Genomic DNA, 19,328 nt, shown 5'->3' with positions numbered 1-19,328 from the left:
ATGGCAGCAGATCAGAACCCCAAGGCGCCGCGGCCCCCGCTCGGCTACGAGCAGGCGCGCGACGAACTCGTCGAGGTCGTCCGCCGCCTGGAAGCGGGCGGCGCCACCCTGGAGGAGTCCCTCGCCCTGTGGGAGCGGGGCGAGGAGCTGGCCGAGCTGTGCCGCCACTGGCTGGAGGGCGCCCGCGCCCGGCTGGACGCCGCGCTGGCCGCCGAGGAGCAGGGGGAACGGGCCGCGGGTGCGGCGGAACAGGCGGCGGTGGACGCCGAGGAGGCGGATCTGCGGGGCTGACCGGGGGCGAGGCCGAAACCGGCGGGCGGCGGCCCCCTTGCGGGCCGGCCCGGGGGCCGCGGCCGTCCTGCCGGGCGGGCGGCGGCTCGGCGGGCTACGAACCCGCGCTCTGCCGGCCGCCCTCCTCCTTGAGCGCGGCGGCCATCTCGGTGAGCTGGGCGTCCGGCGCGGTGCCGAGGACGACCGTGGTGACACCGGGGGCCTTGCGGACGAGGGCGGTGTAGCGGCCGCCGGTGTAGTACTGCCAGCTCCGGCCGCCCGCCTCGACGGTGCGGGCGCCGTCGGGGCGGGCGTTCAGCGTCACGGCGGAGATGAACGCGTCGGCGGGGCCGTTGCTCTGTTCGACCGCCACGTACTGCTGCTCGGGGTCCACGAACCCGACGTGCCAGGTGACGTCACCGCGGTCGGCCGCGCTGTACGTGACGGAGGTGGACCGCCACTGGGCGCCCAGGCCCTCGGGTCCGGCCACCGGGTAGGGGGCGTCGCGCCTGGCCTGGCCCAGTTCGACCTGGAAGGGGACCACCTGCACCGGGTCCGCGCTGGAGTCGTGCGGGATGAACAGGTAGATCAAGAAGACGACGAACCCGAGCACGAGCATGGACAGCACCAGGTCCACGATCGTCTTGTTGCCACGTTTGTCTGCTGCCACGGCCCTATGGTCCCCCATGCCCCCGCGCGCCCCGACCGCCGGGTCGGCCCGACTGCGCCGACCGGCCCGGTACGACATCCGCGCTCATGTGACATCCGCCCTGCTCATATTCACACCCACCGGATAGGCTCGCAGCACCCTCATTCCGGCCGTCCTCGTACAGAAAGGTGCGTTGTGATGACCGAACAACACCTGCCCCCGCAACTCGAAGTGAGCCCGGAGGCCCCCGACCGCAATCTCGCCCTGGAGCTGGTCAGGGTCACCGAGGCCGCCGCCATGGCCGCCGGGCGGTGGGTCGGCCGCGGCGACAAGAACGGGGCCGACGGCGCCGCGGTGAAGGCGATGCGCACGCTCGTGCACACCGTCTCGATGAACGGCGTCGTCGTGATCGGCGAAGGCGAGAAGGACGAGGCGCCGATGCTCTTCAACGGGGAGCGGATCGGCGACGGCACCGGCCCGGAGTGCGACGTGGCCGTGGACCCGGTGGACGGCACCACGCTGACCGCCAAGGGCATGCCGAACGCCGTGGCGGTGCTGGCGGTCGCCGACCGCGGCACGATGTTCGACCCGTCGGCGGTCTTCTACATGGACAAGCTGGTGGCGGGCCCGGAGGCGGCCGAGTTCGTGGACATCACCGCGCCGCCGTCGGTGAACGTCCGCCGGGTGGCCAAGGCCAAGGGCGGCGCGCCGGAGGACGTCACGGTGGTGGTGCTGGACCGGCCCCGGCACGACGGCGTCGTCAGGGAGCTGCGCGAGTGCGGCGCGCGGATCAAGTTCATCCAGGACGGCGACGTGGCCGGCGCGATCATGGCGGTACGCGAGGGTACCGGCGTCGACCTGCTGCTCGGCATCGGCGGTACGCCGGAGGGCATCATCGCGGCCTGCGCGATCACCTGCCTGGGCGGCACCATCCAGGGCCGGCTGTGGCCCAAGGACGAGGAGGAGCGGCGGCGGGCGCTGGACGCTGGGCACGACCTGGACCGGGTGCTGCACACCGGGGACCTGGTCAGCGGGGAGAACGTCTTCTTCGTCGCGACCGGCGTCACCGACGGGGAGTTGCTGCGCGGGGTGCGCTACCGCGCCGAGACCGCGACCACGTCGTCGCTGGTCATGCGCTCCAAGTCGGGCACCATCCGGCAGATCGACTCGGTACACCGGCTGTCGAAGCTGCGGGCGTACAGCGCGATCGACTTCGACCGGGCCCGCTGACAGGCGGCGGGCGGCAGCGCGCGCGGGGCGTTCCGGAGGCGGTGCGGCCCTCCGGTGCGGTCTCCGGGTCTGCCGTCCGGAGCGGTCCGGCTGCGGCCCGGGGTGTGGTCCGGGCCGTCCGCGGCCCGCGTCTCCCGACCGCCCGCCGCGCCGGGGCCCCGTATTCCCCGGGCACGGTGGGCGGTCGGAAGACGCGGTGCGGTCAGCCGGCCGCCGCGATGGACGCCGCGGGGCGCTGGAGTTCGACCTCGCGGCGGCGCCTGCGGGCCAGCACCACGCGGCGCTCGGCGGCGGTCATACCGCCCCACACGCCGTACGGTTCGGGCTGCAGCAGGGCGTGTTCGCGGCATTCCAGCATGACCGGGCAGCGGGCGCAGACTCTCTTGGCCGCTTCCTCCCGGGAAAGGCGCGCCGCGGTCGGCTCCTTGGAGGGTGCGAAGAACAGCCCCGCCTCGTCGCTGCGGCAGGCCGCGTCGGAGTGCCAGGGGCCGCCGGCGTCGTCCCGCGGATGGCCTGGTGGCTGAGCGGGGTCCGTGACGGGCTCGATCGGTTGAAGCACGGGTAACTCCTGACGACGGCTCGGCGTTTGCCACGCTGGCGTCGCCGACCGGTCCGCGGGCAGGGGATGCTTGAGCAGCCGGGCGACGGCGTGCTCCATCCCCTACCCGCTGTGCGCGACTTCATGCGCACCGTGTTCATCGCCGGAGGATTTCTCACCACCCTCCGCGACCTGCGCGCCGCGCGGCCCCGCGGCAATAGGGGCGCACACCCGCAATACGGCGGAGCGGGCGCGTACCGGGCATCCGCGCGCCCGGCCCCTGGACGGCCGGGCGGCCGGACCGGGCCGCCCTGCGGGCCTCGGCCCCAGAGCGCCGGGCCCGGGAGCGCCGAGCCCCGGAGCTTCAGCCTTCGAGGGTCTTCTTCGTCCAGTCCTTGACCTTCTTGCCGCGCTTGGCCTTGGCCTCCACGCCGCCCCAGAAGGCGAACCCGCTGACCCGGACGACGGGGGCGCCGGGGTCGGGCGCCTCGAAGGCGTGGATGTCGGAGCCGCCCATGATGCCGACCACGCCGCCGCCGCGCAGTGTCACGTTCTCCGGCAGCCGGATGCTGACGCCGCCCATCACCGCGGTGCAGCGGATGACCAACTCCGGCGCGGTGAAGGTCGCCTCGGTCAGGTCGATCTCGACGCCGCCGAGGACCGCGACCGCGGTGATCCGGCTGCCGACGCGCCAGCGGCCCCTGCGCTCGGCGCCGCCGAGGATGCCGACCAGCTTGGGGTTCTCACCGCCCGGGCCCGCGTCGTGGCCGCGGGCGGCGGGCGCCGGGGCGCTTCCCGCCTGCTGTCCGGCCGGCAGGTCCCGTACCAGCGGCTCCAGTTGGCCGACCGTCTTGGCCGCGTAGACCCGGTCGAGCCGCTCGGAGTGCTCGGTTGCGTCCAGCCGGCCCTCGGCGAGCGCGTCGCGCAGGATGTCGGCGATACGGTCCCGGTCGGCGTCCGAGGCGCGCAGTTCGGTTTCGGCGACCGGTGCGGTGGCGATTTCACCGGTGCGGGTCGGGGCGGCTGCCTCTTCACCGGTGCCCGGCGGAGTCGGCTGCGGCTGCTGCGGGCCCTTGTCGAGCTGCGATTCATCCACGGCTCCACCGTACACAAACGCGATAGATCGCGACTACCCCGAACGGCCCCGGAATCGCCCCCCAGGGAACCCTTGACGGCCTACCGGACGCCCGCCCGCCCCCGTGCGGCGTTCCCGGCGCCCGTCCCGTCGCGGCCCACCGCGCGGTTCCCCGGCGCCCCCGCCCGGGGCAGCCCCCCGGCACGGCGGCCGCAGAGGGCGGCGGGGGCGCCGGTGAGGGGGACCTCACCGGCGGAGCCGGCCCCGGGGGTCCTACGATTGACTCCGCTTCAGCGTCGTCGCAGCCGAGTGAGGATTGTCCCCCATGCCTGAGTTCACCTATACGGACCTGCTCCCCCTCGGCGAAGACCCGACCCCGTACCGCCTGCTCACCACCGAAGGCGTCAGCACGTTCGAGGCGGGCGGCCGCACCTTCCTGCAGGTCGAGCCGGCGGCCCTGCGGCTGCTCGCCGCCGAGGCCATGCACGACATCTCGCACTACCTGCGGCCCACCCACCTCGCCCAGCTGCGCCGGATCCTCGACGACCCGCAGGCCAGCCCCAACGACCGCTTCGTCGCGCTGGACCTGCTGAAGAACGCCAACATCGCCGCGGCCGGTGTCCTGCCGATGTGCCAGGACACCGGTACCGCCATCGTGATGGGCAAGCGCGGCCAGCAGGTGCTCACCGCGGGCGGCGACGAGGAGGCCCTCTCACACGGCATCTTCGACGCGTACACCAGGCTCAACCTGCGCTACTCGCAGATGGCCCCGCTGACCATGTGGGAGGAGCGGAACACCGGCTCCAACCTCCCCGCGCAGATCGAGCTGTACGCGACCGACGGCGGCGCCTACAAGTTCCTGTTCATGGCCAAGGGCGGCGGCAGCGCCAACAAGTCGTTCCTGTACCAGGAGACCAAGGCGGTCCTCAACGAGGCGTCCATGATGCGCTTCCTGGAGGAGAGGATCCGCTCGCTGGGCACGGCCGCGTGCCCGCCCTACCACCTGGCGATCGTGGTCGGCGGCACCAGCGCGGAGTTCGCCCTCAAGACCGCGAAGTACGCGTCCGCGCACTACCTGGACGAGCTGCCCGCCGAGGGCTCCCCGGCCGGGCACGGCTTCCGCGACAAGGAGCTGGAGCAGCAGGTCTTCGAGCTGACCCAGCGGATCGGGATCGGCGCACAGTTCGGCGGCAAGTACTTCTGCCACGACGTCCGGGTGGTGCGGCTGCCCCGGCACGGCGCCTCCTGCCCGGTGGCGATCGCCGTCTCCTGCTCGGCCGACCGCCAGGCACTGGCCAAGATCACCGCCGAGGGCGTCTTCCTGGAGCAGCTGGAGACCGACCCGGCGCGCTTCCTGCCGGAGACCACCGAGGAGCACCTCGACGAGGACGTGGTCCGGATCGACCTGAACCGGCCGATGGCCGAGATCCGCGCCGAGCTGACCAGGTACCCGGTCAGGACCCGGCTGTCGCTGTCCGGCCCGCTCGTCGTCGCCCGCGACATCGCCCACGCCAAGATCAAGGAGCGCCTCGACGCCGGCGAGGGCATGCCGCAGTACCTGCGCGACCACGCGGTCTACTACGCCGGCCCGGCCAAGACCCCCGAGGGCTACGCGTCCGGCTCCTTCGGCCCGACCACGGCCGGCCGCATGGACGCCTATGTCGAGCAGTTCCAGGCCGCGGGCGGCTCCTTGGTCATGCTCGCCAAGGGCAACCGCTCCCAGCAGGTCACCGACGCGTGCGCGAGCCACGGCGGCTTCTACCTCGGCTCCATCGGCGGCCCGGCGGCCCGCCTCGCCCAGGACTGCATCAAGAAGGTCGACGTCCTGGAGTACGCCGAGCTCGGCATGGAAGCGGTCTGGAAAATCGAGGTCGAGGACTTCCCCGCCTTCGTCGTCGTGGACGACAAGGGCAACGACTTCTTCCAGGACCCGACGCCCTCACCCACCTTCACCAGCATCCCGGTCCGCCCCGGCGCCTGACCGGCCGCCCGGCCGCGCGCCCCCCGGCCCGGTCCCGACGCGGCCGGGCGGGTCCTGGCGGCGTCGGGAACAAACGGCTCGCGGCGGGGCACTGTACAAGGCATGGACGACTACCGGATCGAGCACGACTCGATGGGCGAGGTGCGGGTGCCCCGCGAGGCGAAGTGGCGGGCGCAGACGCAGCGGGCGGTGGAGAACTTCCCGATCTCCGGGCAGCGGATCGAGCGGGCGCACATCGAGGCGCTGGCCCGGATCAAGGCCGCCGCGGCGAGGGTCAACGCACGGCTGGGGGTGGTGGACAAGGAGGTCGCGGAGGCCATCGAGCAGGCGGCCGGGGAGGTGGCCGAGGGCAGGTGGGACGCGCAGTTCCCGGTCGACGTGTTCCAGACCGGCTCGGGCACCTCGTCGAACATGAACGCGAACGAGGTGATCGCGACGCTCGCCACCGAGCGGCTGGGCCGGCCCGTGCACCCGAACGACCACGTGAACGCCTCGCAGTCGTCGAACGACGTGTTCCCCTCCTCGATCCACATCGCCGCGACGGCGGCGGTGACCCGGGACCTGATCCCCGCGCTGCGCGGGCTCGCCGAGGCGCTGGAGGCGAAGGCCGCCGAGTTCGCGACCGTGGTCAAGGCCGGCCGGACGCATCTGATGGACGCCACGCCCGTGACGCTGGGCCAGGAGTTCGGCGGGTACGCGGCGCAGGTGCGGTACGGGATCGAGCGGCTGGGGGCGTCGCTGCCGCGGCTGGCCGAGCTGCCGCTGGGCGGGACGGCGGTGGGGACCGGGATCAACACGCCCGCCGGGTTCTCGGCCGCGGTGATCGCCGAGGTGGCGGCGGCGACCGGGCTGCCGCTGACGGAGGCGCGCAACCATTTCGAGGCCCAGGGCGCCCGGGACGGCATCGTGGAGACCTCCGGCCAGCTGCGGACCATCGCGGTCGGCCTGACGAAGATCGCCAACGACCTGCGCTGGATGGCGTCGGGCCCGCGGACCGGTCTGGGCGAGATCAGCCTGCCCGATCTGCAGCCGGGGTCGAGCATCATGCCGGGGAAGGTGAACCCGGTGATTCCGGAGGCGGTGCTGATGGTGGCCGCCCAGGTGACCGGCAACGACGCGGCCATTGCGACGGCAGGTGCGGCAGGCAATTTCGAGTTGAACGTGATGTTGCCGGTGATCGCCCGCAACGTGCTGGAGTCGGTGCGGCTGCTGGCGAACGTCACCCGGCTGCTCGCCGAGCGCACGGTCGGCGGCATCACCGCCCACGTCGAGCGGGCCCGGGAGTACGCGGAGTCCTCGCCGTCCGTGGTGACCCCGCTCAACCGCTACATCGGCTACGAGGAGGCGGCGAAGGTCGTCAAAAGGTCGCTGGCCGAGCGCAGGACGATCCGCGAGGTGGTCATCGAGGGCGGTTATGTGGAGCGCGGGCAGCTGACCGAAAGGCAACTCGACGAGGCACTCGACGTGCTGCGTATGACGCGCCCGTAACACCCGCTCCGTAAGCTCTGTTCATGACAGCCGACGTCGACACCGCATTCAGGAACGGACCGCAGCGGCATTTCTGGGCCCCCGGCGATCAGGTGCTGTGGCGCTATCGCGGCAACGGGACCGACGACGTGCACATCTGCCGGCCGGTGACCGTGGTGCGCGACGACGCGGAGCTGCTGGCGGTGTGGCTGGCGCCCGGCACGCCGTGTGTGAAGCCGGTGCTGGCCGACGGGACGCCGGTGTTCCGGGAGCCGCTGGCGACCCGGTACCGCAAGCCGCGGGTGGCGTCCCGGGAGCAGTGGTGGGGTACGGGGGTACTCAAGCTGGCCCGGCCGGGCGAGCCCTGGTCGGTGTGGCTGTTCTGGGACGAGGGCTGGCGGTTCCGCAGCTGGTACGTGAACCTGGAGGAACCGCTGCGCCGCTGGTCGGGCGGGGTGGACTCGGAGGACCACTTCCTGGACATCTCGGTGCACCCCGACCGCAGCTGGCGCTGGCGGGACGAGGACGAGTTCGCGCAGGCGCAGGTCGACGGTTTGATGTCCGGCGAGCTGGCGGCCCGGGTCCGGCAGGCCGGGCAGCGGGCGGTGGCGGCGATCCGGGCCTGGGGGCCGCCGTTCGGCGAGGGCTGGCAGGACTGGCGGCCCGATCCGTCCTGGCCGGTGCCGGGGCTGCCGGCCGACTGGGACCGGCCCGCGGAATGAGCCGGCCGGGCGGCGCGCCGGAACGGCTCCGCCGGACGGCGCGCCGGACCATCGGCCGAACGGGTCCGCGCGCCGGGCCCGCCGGGCGAGCGGGCCGCCGGGCGGCCGATCCGCCCGAGCCCCTTGTTGCACACCGGACCCGCGACCGTAGGATCGTCCTCCGGAAGACTGCACAATTGCCATCCTCGGCCTAGAGTTTGACGCCACGTCACGGGAGTGCGGTTCGCGCTCCCCCGTGGCATATGCCTCAGCCACATCGCACCCGGCAGTACGCCCCACGCCCCACCACCACACCAGCCAGCTCGCGCGGACAGTCAGGGAGGCCCTGAGCAGTGGGAACCGGCAATCATGAGCAGCTGCCCGACGCCGAGGCCGTGGCGCTGGGCCGGGACCGCGCCGGACAGGCCGAGGCGTTCGACGCGATCGGCGACCGGTACGACGAGGCGTTCCCGCACAAGGAGGGTCAGATCTCGGCCGGCGCCTGGCTGGCCGCCACGCTGCCGCCCGGCGCCCGGGTACTGGACCTCGCCTGCGGTACGGGGCTGCCGACCGCACGGCAGCTCGCCGACGCGGAGCTGCGGGTGACCGGTCTGGACCTGTCGGCCGGAATGCTGGCCATAGCGCAGCGGAACGTACCGGAGGCCAACTACATCCTGGCGGACATGGCGGACATCGGCGAACGGGACGGCGGTCCGCTGGCGACCGGGGCCTTCGCCGGGGTGGCCGCGTTCTTCGCGCTGCTGATGCTGCCCAAGGCGGAGATCCCGCCCACGCTGCGGGCCATCCACGAACTGCTGGAGCCCGACGGGCTGCTGGCGCTGTCCATGGTCGAGGCGGACGTGGACGATGTGGCCATTCCGTTCATCGGTAACACGATCCGGGTATCGGGTTACCTACGGGATGAACTGCGCCAGATCGTGACAGAGGCAGGCTTCGACGTGATCAAGGAGGATTCGTACGCCTACGCACCGGCGACCATCGACGTGCCGCCGGAGGAGCAGATCTTCCTCTACTGCCGACGCGCCTGACCTGCACAGGCCCGAGCCCCGCCGCACGCCGGCCCGCGGCGGCGCACCGACGGATGGAACGACTCGCGTGACCACGGACCCGCCCCACCCGCCCACCGCGGACCCCCTCCCGGGAGCCCCCGCACACCCCTATGGCCCCCCGCTGGGGGCTGCACCGCTTCCCCCGGCGCCGGCCCACCCGCCGCACTCCCTGGACTCCGCGGACGGGTGGTACACGCACGCCCTCGGCCAGGGCGGCGACCCGTACCGGCCCGCCGCGCACGAGGACGCCGGCCCCGCGGAGGACGGCGACCCCGAGGGTAAGAAGGACGAGGGCGACCCCGTACCGTACGAGGGGCCGCACGCCGACCTGCCGCCGCTGCCGCCGATCCCGGCGCACGGCAGTGGATGGGTACCGGGGACGACGGACGGGAGTGAGACGTTGGGCGCGTACCTGAGCAGACCGCCGCGCGGTGGTCCGCTGGAGGCGGCCGGCCACCCCGGGGACGAGGACTCGGTGGGCATGCGCATCCCGATGCCCGTGCAGACCGGCCCCGAGGCGGACCGGCTGCGCTACGTCGGGGCCGCGACCCGGCGGATCGCCCGCGGGCTGGATCTGGACGAGATCCTGCTCGGCCTGTGCCGCTCGGCGGTGCCGGCCTTCGCCGACGCGATCCTGGTCTATCTGCGCGATCCGCTGCCGGTCGGCGACGAGCAGCCGTCGGGGCCGCTGCGGCTGCGGCTGCGCCGGGCCGACGGCGGGCTGGACGGGCCGTCCGAGGAGGACGCGCCGGTGGGCGCGGTGCCGGTGCTGCCCGCGCTGGAGCCGTCGTACGGCTCGGAGCCGGTCGGGGTGCTGCTGGACGGGCCGCTGGCGGAGGTGCTGCGCGGGGTGCGCCCGGTGTTCACCGAGTCACTGCGGGCCGCGGACGCGCTCGCGGAACTGCTCGGCAACCCGGACAGCCCACTGCCGACCGGCCGCCGCGCGCTGGTGGCGCCGCTGCGGGGGCGCCGCCGGGTGATCGGCGCCGCGGTGCTGCTGCGCCGGGTCGACCGGCCGCCGTTCGAGGCCGACGACCTGCTGGTGGCCGCGCAGCTCGCCACCCACACGGCGCTCGGGGTGGACAAGGCGGTGCTGTACGGGCGCGAGGCGTACATCGCCGACGCCCTCCAGCGCGAGATGCTGCCCGACTCGCTGCCGCAGCCCACCGGTGTCCAGCTGGCCAGCAGGTACCTTCCGGCGGCGGAGTCCGCCCGGGTCGGCGGCGACTGGTACGACGCGATCCCGCTGCCCGGCAGCCGGGTGGCGCTGGTGGTCGGCGACGTGATGGGCCACTCGATGACGTCGGCGGCGATCATGGGCCAGCTGCGGACCACCGTCCAGACACTGGCCGGACTCGACCTGGCGCCGCAGGAGGTGCTCTACCACCTGGACGAGCAGGCCCAGCGGCTCGGCCAGGACCGGATGGCGACCTGCGTGTACGCGGTCTACGACCCGATCGCGCACCGGCTGGTGGTGGCCAACGCGGGCCATCCGCCGCCGGTGCTGCTGCACGCCGACGGCCACGCGGAGGTGCTGCGGGTGCCGCCGGGCGCGCCGATCGGCGTCGGCGGGGTGCCGTTCGAGGCGGTCGAGCTGCCGGCGCCCGCCGGGGCGACGCTGCTGCTCTACACCGACGGCCTGGTCGAGTCCCGCAGCCGGGACGTGTGGGGCGGTATCGAACTGCTCAGGGAGCGGCTGCGGGATGCCGCCAGCGTGGTGTCGCCGCCGCCGCTGGAGCCGTTGTGCGACGAGGTGCTGGAGATCCTCGGCCCCGGCGACCGGGACGACGACATCGCGCTGCTGGCCGCCCGCTTCGACGGGATCGCACCCAGCGACGTCGCGTACTGGTTCCTGGAGCCGCAGGCCCAGACCGCCGGCCGGGCCCGCCGGCTGGTCCGGCAGGCGCTGCGCCGCTGGAGCCTGGACGAGCAGCTGGACGCCGCCGAACTGCTGGTCAGCGAGATCGTCACCAACGCCGTGCGGTACGCCGAGCGCCCGATCACGCTGCGGCTGCTGCGCACCGACGTGCTGCGCTGCGAGGTCGGCGACGACGCGCCGCTGCTGCCCCGGATGCGGCACGCGGCCCCCGAGGAGGAGGGCGGGCGCGGCCTGTACCTGGTGAACCGGATGGCCCAGCGCTGGGGCGCCACCCGGCTGGGCGCGGGGAAGGTGGTGTGGTTCGAGCTGCCGCTCGGCTAGGGCCTGTCGTCGGGACCTCCTCGGCGCCGCGGATTCCGACACGCGCAGTGGTCGAATCACCACCCAGCGTGCCAACGGGCACGTTCGGTGCGAGGGTGGGTAGCAGCCACCTGACGCGACGCGATCCGCGGTGTCCGCAGACCGGCACCGGGCGGGAGGAACTCCCCGATGACCACATCGAACTTCCAGTACACGACCAACAACGCCGGTATCCCGGTGGAGAGCGACGAGCACTCCCTGACCGTCGGCCGCGACGGGCCGATCCTGCTCCAGGACCACTACCTGATCGAGAAGATGGCCCAGTTCAACCGGGAGCGGGTCCCCGAACGGGTGGTGCACGCCAAGGGCAGCGGGGCGTACGGCCGCTTCGAGGTGACCAACGACGTCAGCCGGTTCACCAAGGCCGACCTGTTCCAGCCGGGCCGCACCACGAAGATGCTGGCCCGCTTCTCCACCGTCGCCGGTGAGCAGGGCAGCCCGGACACCTGGCGCGACCCGCGCGGCTTCGCGCTGAAGTTCTACACCGACCACGGCAACTACGACCTGGTCGGCAACAACACCCCGGTGTTCTTCGTCCGCGACACCATCAAGTTCCAGGACTTCATCCGCAGCCAGAAGCGCCGCCCGGACAACGGGCTGCGGGACAACGACATGCAGTGGGACTTCTGGACGCTCTCCCCGGAGTCCGCGCACCAGGTCACCTGGCTGATGGGCGACCGCGGCATCCCGCGCTCGTACCGCCACATGAACGGCTACGGCTCGCACACCTACATGTGGATCAACGGCTCGGGCGAGAAGTTCTGGATCAAGTACCACTTCAAGACCGACCAGGGCGTCGACTTCCTCACCCAGGAGCGGGCCGACGAGCTGGCCGGGCAGAACGCGGACTTCCACCGGCAGGACCTGTGGGAGGCGATCGACCGCGGCGACCACCCCTCGTGGACGCTGAAGGTCCAGGTCATGCCGTTCGAGGACGCCGCCGGCTACCGGTTCAACCCGTTCGACCTGACCAAGGTGTGGCCGCACGGCGACTACCCGCTGATCGAGGTCGGCCGGATGACGCTGGACGCCAACCCGGAGGACTACTTCGTCCACATCGAGCAGGCCGCGTTCGAGCCGTCCAGCATGGTGCCGGGCATCGCTCCCTCGCCGGACAAGATGCTGCTCGGCCGGCTCTTCTCCTACCCGGACACCCACCGGTACCGGATCGGCCCGAACTACGCCCAGCTGCCGCCGAACCGCCCGCACGTGCCGGTGCACTCCTACGCCAAGGACGGCGCGATGCGCTTCGAGCCGAACCGGGTGGGGGCGCCCTACGCGCCCAACTCCTACGGCGGCCCGCACGCGTCCCCGCAGGTGTACGGGGACATCGCCGGCTGGCAGGCGGCCGGCGACATGGTCCGCGAGGCGTACAGCCCGCACGCGCAGGACGACGACTTCGGGCAGGCCGGCACGATGGTGCGCGAGGTGCTGGACGACGCGGCCCGCGACCGGTTGGTGTCCAATGTCGCCTGGCACCTCGGCGACGGTGTGAGCGCGCCGGTACTGGAGCGCGCGCTGGCGTACTGGCGCAGTATCGACCAGCACGTCGGCGACCGGATCGCGCAGTCCGTCAAGCCCGCCTGACCGGCGCGGCGCCTCAGGAGCGCAGCCCCGGAGCACGTGGTCACCCGCCGTGCTCCGGGGCTGCATCGCGTCCGCCCCACCTCGCGGACCCGCCGGAACCGCCCGGCCCCTGCGGCCCGTGCGGTGTTCACCATGGGTATACACCGCATGTATACCCATGGTGTAGTCTGCTCGGCATGTCAATCGGCCACACCCTGCTCGGACTCCTGGAGTCCGGGCCGCGCCACGGTTACGACCTCAAGCGCGCCTTCGACGAACGCTTCGGACACGACCGCCCCCTCGCGTACGGGCAGGTCTACTCGACGATGGCCAGGCTGCTGAAGCACGGCCTGGTCGAGGTCGACGGGATCGAGCCCGGCGGCGGCCCGGAACGCAAGCGCTACGCCATCACCGACGCCGGCATAACCGACGTGTCGGTCTGGCTGGCGCAGCCGGAGAAGCCCGAGCCCTACCTGCAGACGACCCTCTACACCAAGGTCGTGCTCGCCCTGATGACCGGGCGCCCGGCGGCGGACCTGCTGGACACCCAGCGCGCCGAACACCTGCGGCTGATGCGCGAACTGACCCGGCGCAAGTCGGCCGGGGACCTGGCCGACCAGCTGATCTGCGACCACGCGCTGTTCCACCTGGAGGCCGACCTGCGGTGGCTGGAGCTGACCGCGGCCCGACTCGACCAGCTCGCCACGGCGGTGGCCGCATGACGACCACCGACAACGGGCCGCTGCTCGTCGCCACCGCCCTGCGCAAGGCGTACGGACCCACCCCGGCACTGGACGGCGCGGACTTCACCATCCGCTCCGGCGAGGTGGTAGCGGTGATGGGCCCGTCCGGGTCCGGCAAGTCGACGCTGCTGCACTGCCTGGCCGGCATCGTACGGGCCGACTCCGGCAGCGTCCGCTACCTCGGGCGGGAGCTGACCGCGATGTCCGACGGCGAACGCAGCGCGCTGCGCCGCTCCGACTTCGGCTTCGTCTTCCAGTTCGGCCAGCTGGTGCCCGAACTGACCTGCCTGGAGAACGTGGCCATGCCGCTGCGGCTCAACGGCGTCAGGCGGCGCGCGGCCGAGGCCAGGGCCACCGGCTGGCTGGAGCGGCTGGAGGTCGCCGACACCGCCGGCAAGCGCCCGGGCGAGGTCTCCGGCGGCCAGGGGCAGCGGGTCGCGGTGGCCCGCGCGCTGGTCGGAACGCCGCGGGTGGTGTTCGCCGACGAGCCGACCGGCGCGCTGGACTCCCTGAACGGCGAACGGGTGATGCGGCTGCTGACCGAGGCCGCGCAGGACACCGGCGCCGCGGTCGTGCTCGTCACCCACGAGGCGCGCGTCGCCGCGTACTCCGGCCGGGAGGTCGTCGTGCGGGACGGGAAGTCGCGCGACATGGAGCGGGCCTCGTGAGCGGCGCCCCCCGGCCCACCGGGGCGCAGGGCCCGCCGGCCGGCCCCTACCCGCTCGGCCCGCCGGCCGGCTCCCACCCGCTCGGCCCGCAGGGGCCGGGCGACGGGCAGCCGGTGCCGCCCGCCTCCGCCCGGGTCTGGATACGCGACCTGGCCCTGGGCGTCCGCTTCGCCGTGGACGGCGGGCGCGAGGGCTGGACCCGCACGGTGCTGACCGGCGTCGGCGTCGGACTCGGCGTGGCACTGCTGCTGCTGGCCGCGGCCGTCCCGGCGATGCTGGCCACCCGCGACCACAAGCGGGAGGCGCGCGACCCCCTGTCGGCCACCTACATCGCCGAGCCGTCCGCGAGCACGCTGCTGATCGACGGCGCCGACACGACGTACCACGGCAAGGACGTCTTCGGGATCCTGCTGCACCCGGAGGGCCCGAAGGCGCAGCGTCCGCCGGGGGTCCGCGCACTGCCGCCTCCCGGGCACATGGTGGTCTCCGCCCCGCTCGGAAGACTGCTGGCCGCGTCCCCGCTGCTGCGCGAACGCATCCCGTACACCGTCGACGGCACGATCGGGCACGCCGGGCTGACGGGCCCGGACGAACTCCTCTACTACGCCGGCAGCGACAAGCTCATCGCGCGGGACGCCCACTACGAGCACGGCAACGCCGACCGGACGGCGGGTTTCGGGCGCGTCGGCGTCCCGGAGGGAGCCGACTCGGTACTGGACCTGCTGCTGGTCATCGTGCTGGTGGTGCTGCTGCTGCCGGTCGCGGTCTTCGTCGGCACCGCGGTGCGGCTCGGCGGCGAACGCCGGGACCGGCGGCTGGCGGCGCTGCGGCTGGTGGGCGCCGACATCCGGATGACCCACCGGATCGCCGCCGGGGAGGCGCTGTCCGGGGGGGTGTTCGGGCTGCTGGCCGGCGCGGTGTTCTTCCTGCTGGGCCGGCAGCTCGCCTCCGGGGTGACCGTCCACGGAATCTCCGCGTTCCCCGAGGACATCGCGCCGAGCACCGCGCTGACCGCGCTGATCGCGCTGGCCGTCCCGGTGGCGGCGGTCGCGGTCACCATGCTCAGCCTGCGCCGCACCGTGATCGAGCCGCTGGGCGTGTTCCGGCAAAGCCTCGGCAGGCGGCGCAGGCTGTGGTGGCGGCTGGTCGTCCCGGCGATCGGCCTGCTGCTGCTGGCCCCGCTGTTCGGCGCGGTCAAGAACGACGCGCACATCAACGAGTACCAGGTGGCGCTGGGCACCGTCCTGCTGCTCATCGGCGTCACCGCGGTGCTGCCGTGGGTGGTGGAGGCGGTCGTCGGGCGGCTGACCGGCGGGCCGGTCGCCTGGCAGCTCGCCACCCGCAGGCTCCAGCTGGACAGCAGCGCGTCGGCCCGTATGGTCAGCGGCGTCACCGTCGCGGTGGCCGGCGCGATCGCCCTGCAGATGCTGTTCACCGGCGTCGACGGCGACTTCGTCACCGCCACCGGCGCGGACCCGACCCGGGCCCAGGCACGGGTCTCCGCGCCGGTCACCGACGGCAGCCAGACCGAGCGGTACATCGAGCGCATCGCCGCCACCAAGGGCGTCCGGCAGGTCTACGGATACGTGGACTCGCAGGCCACCCAGCCCGACGCGACGCCGGACAACGCCGTGTACCTGCCGCTGCTGGTCGGCGACTGCCCGACGCTGGCGCAGATGGCGGACGTCGGCTCCTCCTGCCGGCCCGGCAGCGCCTTCATCGTCGCGCCCGGCAAGGACTCGGACCTCGGCGGCGCGATGGACCGATACGCCCGGCCGGGCAGCCGCCTCGACCTCAGCGTGCCCGACAGCGACCAGCACACCGGCAAGCCGGAGCTGTGGACGGTTCCCGCCGACGCGCGGAAGGTCGCCGCGCGGACCGACCCGGCGGGCGACCTCGACTGGGGGCTGCTCGTCACCCCGCAGACGGTGGACGTCGGCAAGCTGCTGTCGCCCAGCTCGCAGATCACGGTCAGCCTGGACCACGGGCAGCCGGACGCGATCGAGTACCTGCGCAACACCGTGGCGGGGATCGGCCTGAACACCTACGTCTCGGACATCACCAGCACCACGGAGACGTCGAGCTTCGCCCAGCTGCGGCGCGGGCTGTTCGCCGGTGCCGCCCTCACGATGGCGCTGATCGGCGCGAGTCTGCTGGTGACCATGCTGGAGCAGCTGCGGGAACGCAGGAAGCTGCTGGCGGTCCTGGTGGCCTTCGGCACCCGGCGGACCGCGCTGGCCTGGTCGGTCTTGTGGCAGACCGCCATCCCGATGGTGCTCGGCCTGCTGCTGGCCTGCCTCGGCGGCATCGGCCTGGGCGCGGCGCTGCTGGCGATGGTCGGCCGCCCCTTCCGAGCCGACTGGGCGGGCGTCGGCTCGATGTCGGCGATCGGCGCCGCGGTCGTCCTGGCGGTGACCCTGCTGAGCATGCCGCCGCTGTGGCGGCTGATGCGGCCGGACGGCCTCCGCACGGAGTAGCCGCGGCGCGGCGGCGGGTCGCGGCGGCGGGTCGCGGCGGCGGGCGCGGCGGCGGGTCGCGGCGGCGGGCGCGGGGGTACGGCACCCCCGCGCCCGCCGCCCGCACGCGCAGGGAGGCGACCGTGCGGTACGGGTCGCGGCTGACGCCCGCCGCCCCGGACGCGTGCGGATCCGGTTCCGGGCCCGGCCTCAGGTCTGGATCTCGGCCGGTTCTGGTGTCGGCGCGGACGGCGCCGCGGGCGCGGGGCCTTCGGGGGCGGCGGCACGGGTCGCCGCCGCGGCTTCGGCGGCCTCCGCGGCCTCGGCCTCTTCCGCGGCGAGCCGCTCGGCGGCGATCTCCCGGGAGTGGGCGCGCAGGTAGGTGACGACCGTGTTGCCCACCGCGACCAGCGGCACCGCGGAGACCGCGCCGCCGATGCCCGCCACCAGCGAGCCCGCCGCCACCGACAGCACCACCGCGAGCGGGTGGACCCGTACCGCGCGGCCGAGGATGAACGGCTGCAGGACGTGCCCCTCGATCTGCTGCACCGCCAGCACCACCACCAGCACCATCAGCGCGGTGAACGGCCCCTCGGTGACGAGCGCGACCACCACCGCGACGGCGCCGGAGGCCACCGCGCCGACCAGCGGCACGAAGGACGCCAGGAAGATCACCACGGCCAGCGGCACCGCCATCGGCACACCGAGGAAGAAGATGCCGATGCCGATGAAGATCGCGTCTATCCCGGCGACCATCACCGTGCCCCGCACGTACAGGGTGAGGGTGTGCCAGGCCCGCGGGCCCGCGCCGGCCAGTCCGTCGCGGGCGGGCTCGGGGAAGAGCCGCAGCACCCACTTCCAGATGTTGGGGCCGTCGTAGAGCAGGAACAGCGTGCTGAACATCGCCAGCAGCATGCCGGTCAGCAGCTCGACGATGACGGTGACGCCCTGCAGGCCGGCGTCGGTGAGCGCCTGGGTGTTGTGGCCGATGGCGTCGCTGAGGTTCTTGGCGACCTGGTTGATCTGGTCGTCGGTGACATGGAAGGGGCTGTTGAGCAGCCGCTTCTTGCCCTCGGCGATACCGTCCTGAAGGCTGCCGGACAGGTTGTCGATGTTGTCCATGACCTGCCAGACCACGAACCAGCCGACCAGGCCCATCACGACGAAGCCGCCGATGAACACGATCGCGGTGGCCAGTCCCGCCGGCATCCCGGTCCGCTTGAGCCGGGCCACGAACGGCTGGAGCAGCGCGGTGATCAGCAGCGCGGCGACGAAGGCGAGGACGACCAGCCGGACCGCGCCGATCACCCGCATCAGCACCCAGACGGTGCCGGCCAGCACCAGCAGCCGCCAGCCGACCTCGGCGGCGACCCGCATGCTCCACGGCACCACGGACACCGGGTCCAGGGGCGGCCGGCCGGCGGAGCGCCGGACCGGGCCGGTGGCGGCCGGCCGGGCGTAACCGGGCCGCTGCGGAATCCCGGGCGCCCTGGCCGGTTTCGCGCCGGCGCCGGCCTGCTCCGGAACGCCGCCCGCCCCGGCGGGATCCTCTTCGGGGCCGGCCGGGGCGCTGTCGTCGTCGGGGAGGGTGCCGGGCGCCGCGTCACGCGCGGTGACGGTGTCGTACCGGGCCTCGATCCGACTGGCGAGTCCGGCCAGCCCGGCGGCGAGCGCGGAGCCCCAGTGGTGCTTCTCCGGCATGCTGCGACTCCCCCTGAACCCTCGGCGGTCGCTGGACGCGGCCGACCGACTGTGACCCCGCTGTGAAGGACGACGTTACCCGGGCTCGGGGTTGCTCAGGGCAGGGGGGAGGTGGTGGACGGCGGGGCCCGCCGGGAGGCTTCCCGGCGGCGGGAGCGGGCCGGTACCGGGCGGTACCGGTACCGGGCCGGGCCCGACTAGTAGGAGCTGTGCGCCTGCCAGTACTCCCAGGCGCCGCACGGGCTGCCGTAGCGGCTGTTCATGTAGTTCAGGCCCCATTTTATCTGGGTGGCCGGATTGGTCCGCCAGTCCGAGGCGACGGACGCCATCTTCGAGCCCGGGTTGGACTGCACCAGGCCGTAGGCGCCGGAGGAGGGGTTGGTCGCCGTGTAGTTCCAACCGCTCTCGTGGGAGACGATGTTGGAGAAGCAGGCGTACTGCCCGCTGCCCACGATCTGCCGGGCCATCTCCTGGACCTGGGCGACCGTGTACGAGGCCTTGATCGGGAAGGAGGCGTCCGCGTCGCCGGCGCTTTCCTTCGCCAGCTTCTCCGCCGCCGCCTTGTCCGCGGCCTTCTTCTTGGCCGCGGCGTCCTTGGCCGCCTGCACGCGGGCCGCCTGCTCGGCGTACTGCCTCGCTGTCGCGTCAGCGGCGTCGGACTGGGCCTGGACCTGCTCGGTCAACGAAGCCTGCTGCACCTGCTGTCCAGCGGGGAGGTCGGCGAGGAGGGTCGTCGTACCGGCCGCCTCGACGGGCTCGGTGCTGCTGCCCTGGTCGGCGCCCGACGCGACGCCGACGACGGCGCCCACAGTGGTGACGGCGGTGGCGGACGCCACCGCGAGCCCCCGGACCGAGATCCGGCTCACACGGTTTCCTTCCGGAATCGTCCGCGCGGTGACCGCACGGACGCGATCGTGCCCCTGGCGCTGTCCCCTGGTTCCGGTCCGCCGTACGGGCCGGCCGGTCACGGGGGT

At 73.4% G+C, this 19,328-nt stretch carries 16 protein-coding genes; 11 read left to right on the top strand and 5 right to left on the bottom strand.

Annotated elements, in window-relative coordinates; all coding sequences use genetic code 11:
• Positions 1-291 (top strand): exodeoxyribonuclease VII small subunit, encoded by a 291-nt coding sequence (locus tag RLT57_RS19570; RefSeq protein ID WP_311298688.1) that lies wholly within the window; start codon positions 1-3, stop codon positions 289-291.
• Between the two features lie 94 nt (positions 292-385).
• Here the strand turns inward: RLT57_RS19570 and RLT57_RS19565 are convergent, their stop codons facing one another.
• Positions 386-940, bottom strand: a complete 555-nt coding sequence (locus RLT57_RS19565) for a DUF4245 domain-containing protein (RefSeq protein WP_311298687.1) — start codon at positions 938-940, stop codon at positions 386-388.
• 177 nt (positions 941-1,117) lie between these two features.
• Here RLT57_RS19565 and glpX point away from each other — a divergent pair, with 177 nt between their 5' ends.
• Positions 1,118-2,149, top strand: coding sequence for a class II fructose-bisphosphatase (gene glpX / locus RLT57_RS19560; protein WP_311298686.1), 1,032 nt, complete (start codon positions 1,118-1,120; stop codon positions 2,147-2,149).
• Between the two features lie 202 nt (positions 2,150-2,351).
• Here glpX and RLT57_RS19555 read toward each other — a convergent pair whose 3' ends face one another.
• Positions 2,352-2,708 carry a WhiB family transcriptional regulator gene (locus tag RLT57_RS19555; protein ID WP_311298685.1) on the bottom strand — a complete coding sequence of 119 codons (357 nt, stop codon included), beginning with the start codon at positions 2,706-2,708 and terminating at the stop codon, positions 2,352-2,354.
• Between the two features lie 343 nt (positions 2,709-3,051).
• A complete protein-coding gene (locus RLT57_RS19550; RefSeq protein ID WP_399129016.1) occupies positions 3,052-3,783 on the bottom strand; it encodes a DUF1707 SHOCT-like domain-containing protein in 732 nt (243 codons plus the stop codon).
• A gap of 304 nt (positions 3,784-4,087) precedes the next feature.
• Here RLT57_RS19550 and RLT57_RS19545 point away from each other — a divergent pair, with 304 nt between their 5' ends.
• The 9 genes from RLT57_RS19545 (at position 4,088) to RLT57_RS19505 (ending at position 16,674) form a co-directional block, all read left to right on the top strand.
• Positions 4,088-5,743, top strand: coding sequence for a fumarate hydratase (locus RLT57_RS19545; RefSeq protein ID WP_311298684.1), 1,656 nt, complete (start codon positions 4,088-4,090; stop codon positions 5,741-5,743).
• Between the two features lie 102 nt (positions 5,744-5,845).
• Positions 5,846-7,231: a class II fumarate hydratase gene (locus RLT57_RS19540; RefSeq protein ID WP_311298683.1), complete on the top strand. Its 1,386-nt coding sequence runs from the start codon at positions 5,846-5,848 to the stop codon at positions 7,229-7,231.
• A gap of 23 nt (positions 7,232-7,254) precedes the next feature.
• The gene (gene fomD / locus RLT57_RS19535; protein ID WP_311298682.1) at positions 7,255-7,932 is read left to right on the top strand and encodes a cytidylyl-2-hydroxypropylphosphonate hydrolase; all 678 of its coding nucleotides are present in this window, start codon (positions 7,255-7,257) and stop codon (positions 7,930-7,932) included.
• Between the two features lie 332 nt (positions 7,933-8,264).
• Positions 8,265-8,960: a class I SAM-dependent DNA methyltransferase gene (locus RLT57_RS19530; protein WP_311298681.1), complete on the top strand. Its 696-nt coding sequence runs from the start codon at positions 8,265-8,267 to the stop codon at positions 8,958-8,960.
• 67 nt (positions 8,961-9,027) lie between these two features.
• Positions 9,028-11,181: an ATP-binding SpoIIE family protein phosphatase gene (locus tag RLT57_RS19525; RefSeq protein ID WP_311298680.1), complete on the top strand. Its 2,154-nt coding sequence runs from the start codon at positions 9,028-9,030 to the stop codon at positions 11,179-11,181.
• 168 nt (positions 11,182-11,349) lie between these two features.
• Positions 11,350-12,807: a catalase gene (locus tag RLT57_RS19520; RefSeq protein WP_311298679.1), complete on the top strand. Its 1,458-nt coding sequence runs from the start codon at positions 11,350-11,352 to the stop codon at positions 12,805-12,807.
• 176 nt (positions 12,808-12,983) lie between these two features.
• Entirely contained in the window at positions 12,984-13,508 is a 525-nt protein-coding gene (locus RLT57_RS19515; protein ID WP_311298678.1) for a PadR family transcriptional regulator, read from the top strand.
• Positions 13,505-14,197, top strand: coding sequence for an ABC transporter ATP-binding protein (locus RLT57_RS19510; protein ID WP_311298677.1), 693 nt, complete (start codon positions 13,505-13,507; stop codon positions 14,195-14,197). The genes RLT57_RS19515 and RLT57_RS19510 overlap by 4 nt, the downstream gene beginning before the upstream one ends.
• Before the next feature lie 113 nt (positions 14,198-14,310).
• Entirely contained in the window at positions 14,311-16,674 is a 2,364-nt protein-coding gene (locus RLT57_RS19505) for an FtsX-like permease family protein (RefSeq protein WP_399129893.1), read from the top strand.
• Between the two features lie 189 nt (positions 16,675-16,863).
• Here the strand turns inward: RLT57_RS19505 and RLT57_RS19500 are convergent, their stop codons facing one another.
• A complete protein-coding gene (locus tag RLT57_RS19500) occupies positions 16,864-18,354 on the bottom strand; it encodes an AI-2E family transporter (RefSeq protein WP_311298675.1) in 1,491 nt (496 codons plus the stop codon).
• A 197-nt stretch (positions 18,355-18,551) separates the two neighbouring features.
• Complete coding sequence (locus tag RLT57_RS19495) at positions 18,552-19,220, bottom strand: transglycosylase SLT domain-containing protein (RefSeq protein WP_311298674.1); 669 nt, start codon at positions 19,218-19,220, stop codon at positions 18,552-18,554.
• Positions 19,221-19,328: the final 108 nt, after the last annotated feature.

It is taken from the genome of Streptomyces sp. ITFR-21, assembly GCF_031844685.1.
Taxonomy (GTDB): domain Bacteria; phylum Actinomycetota; class Actinomycetes; order Streptomycetales; family Streptomycetaceae; genus Actinacidiphila.
Note: the sequence above shows the minus strand (reverse complement) of the source record. Positions and strands in the feature narration are given on the sequence as shown.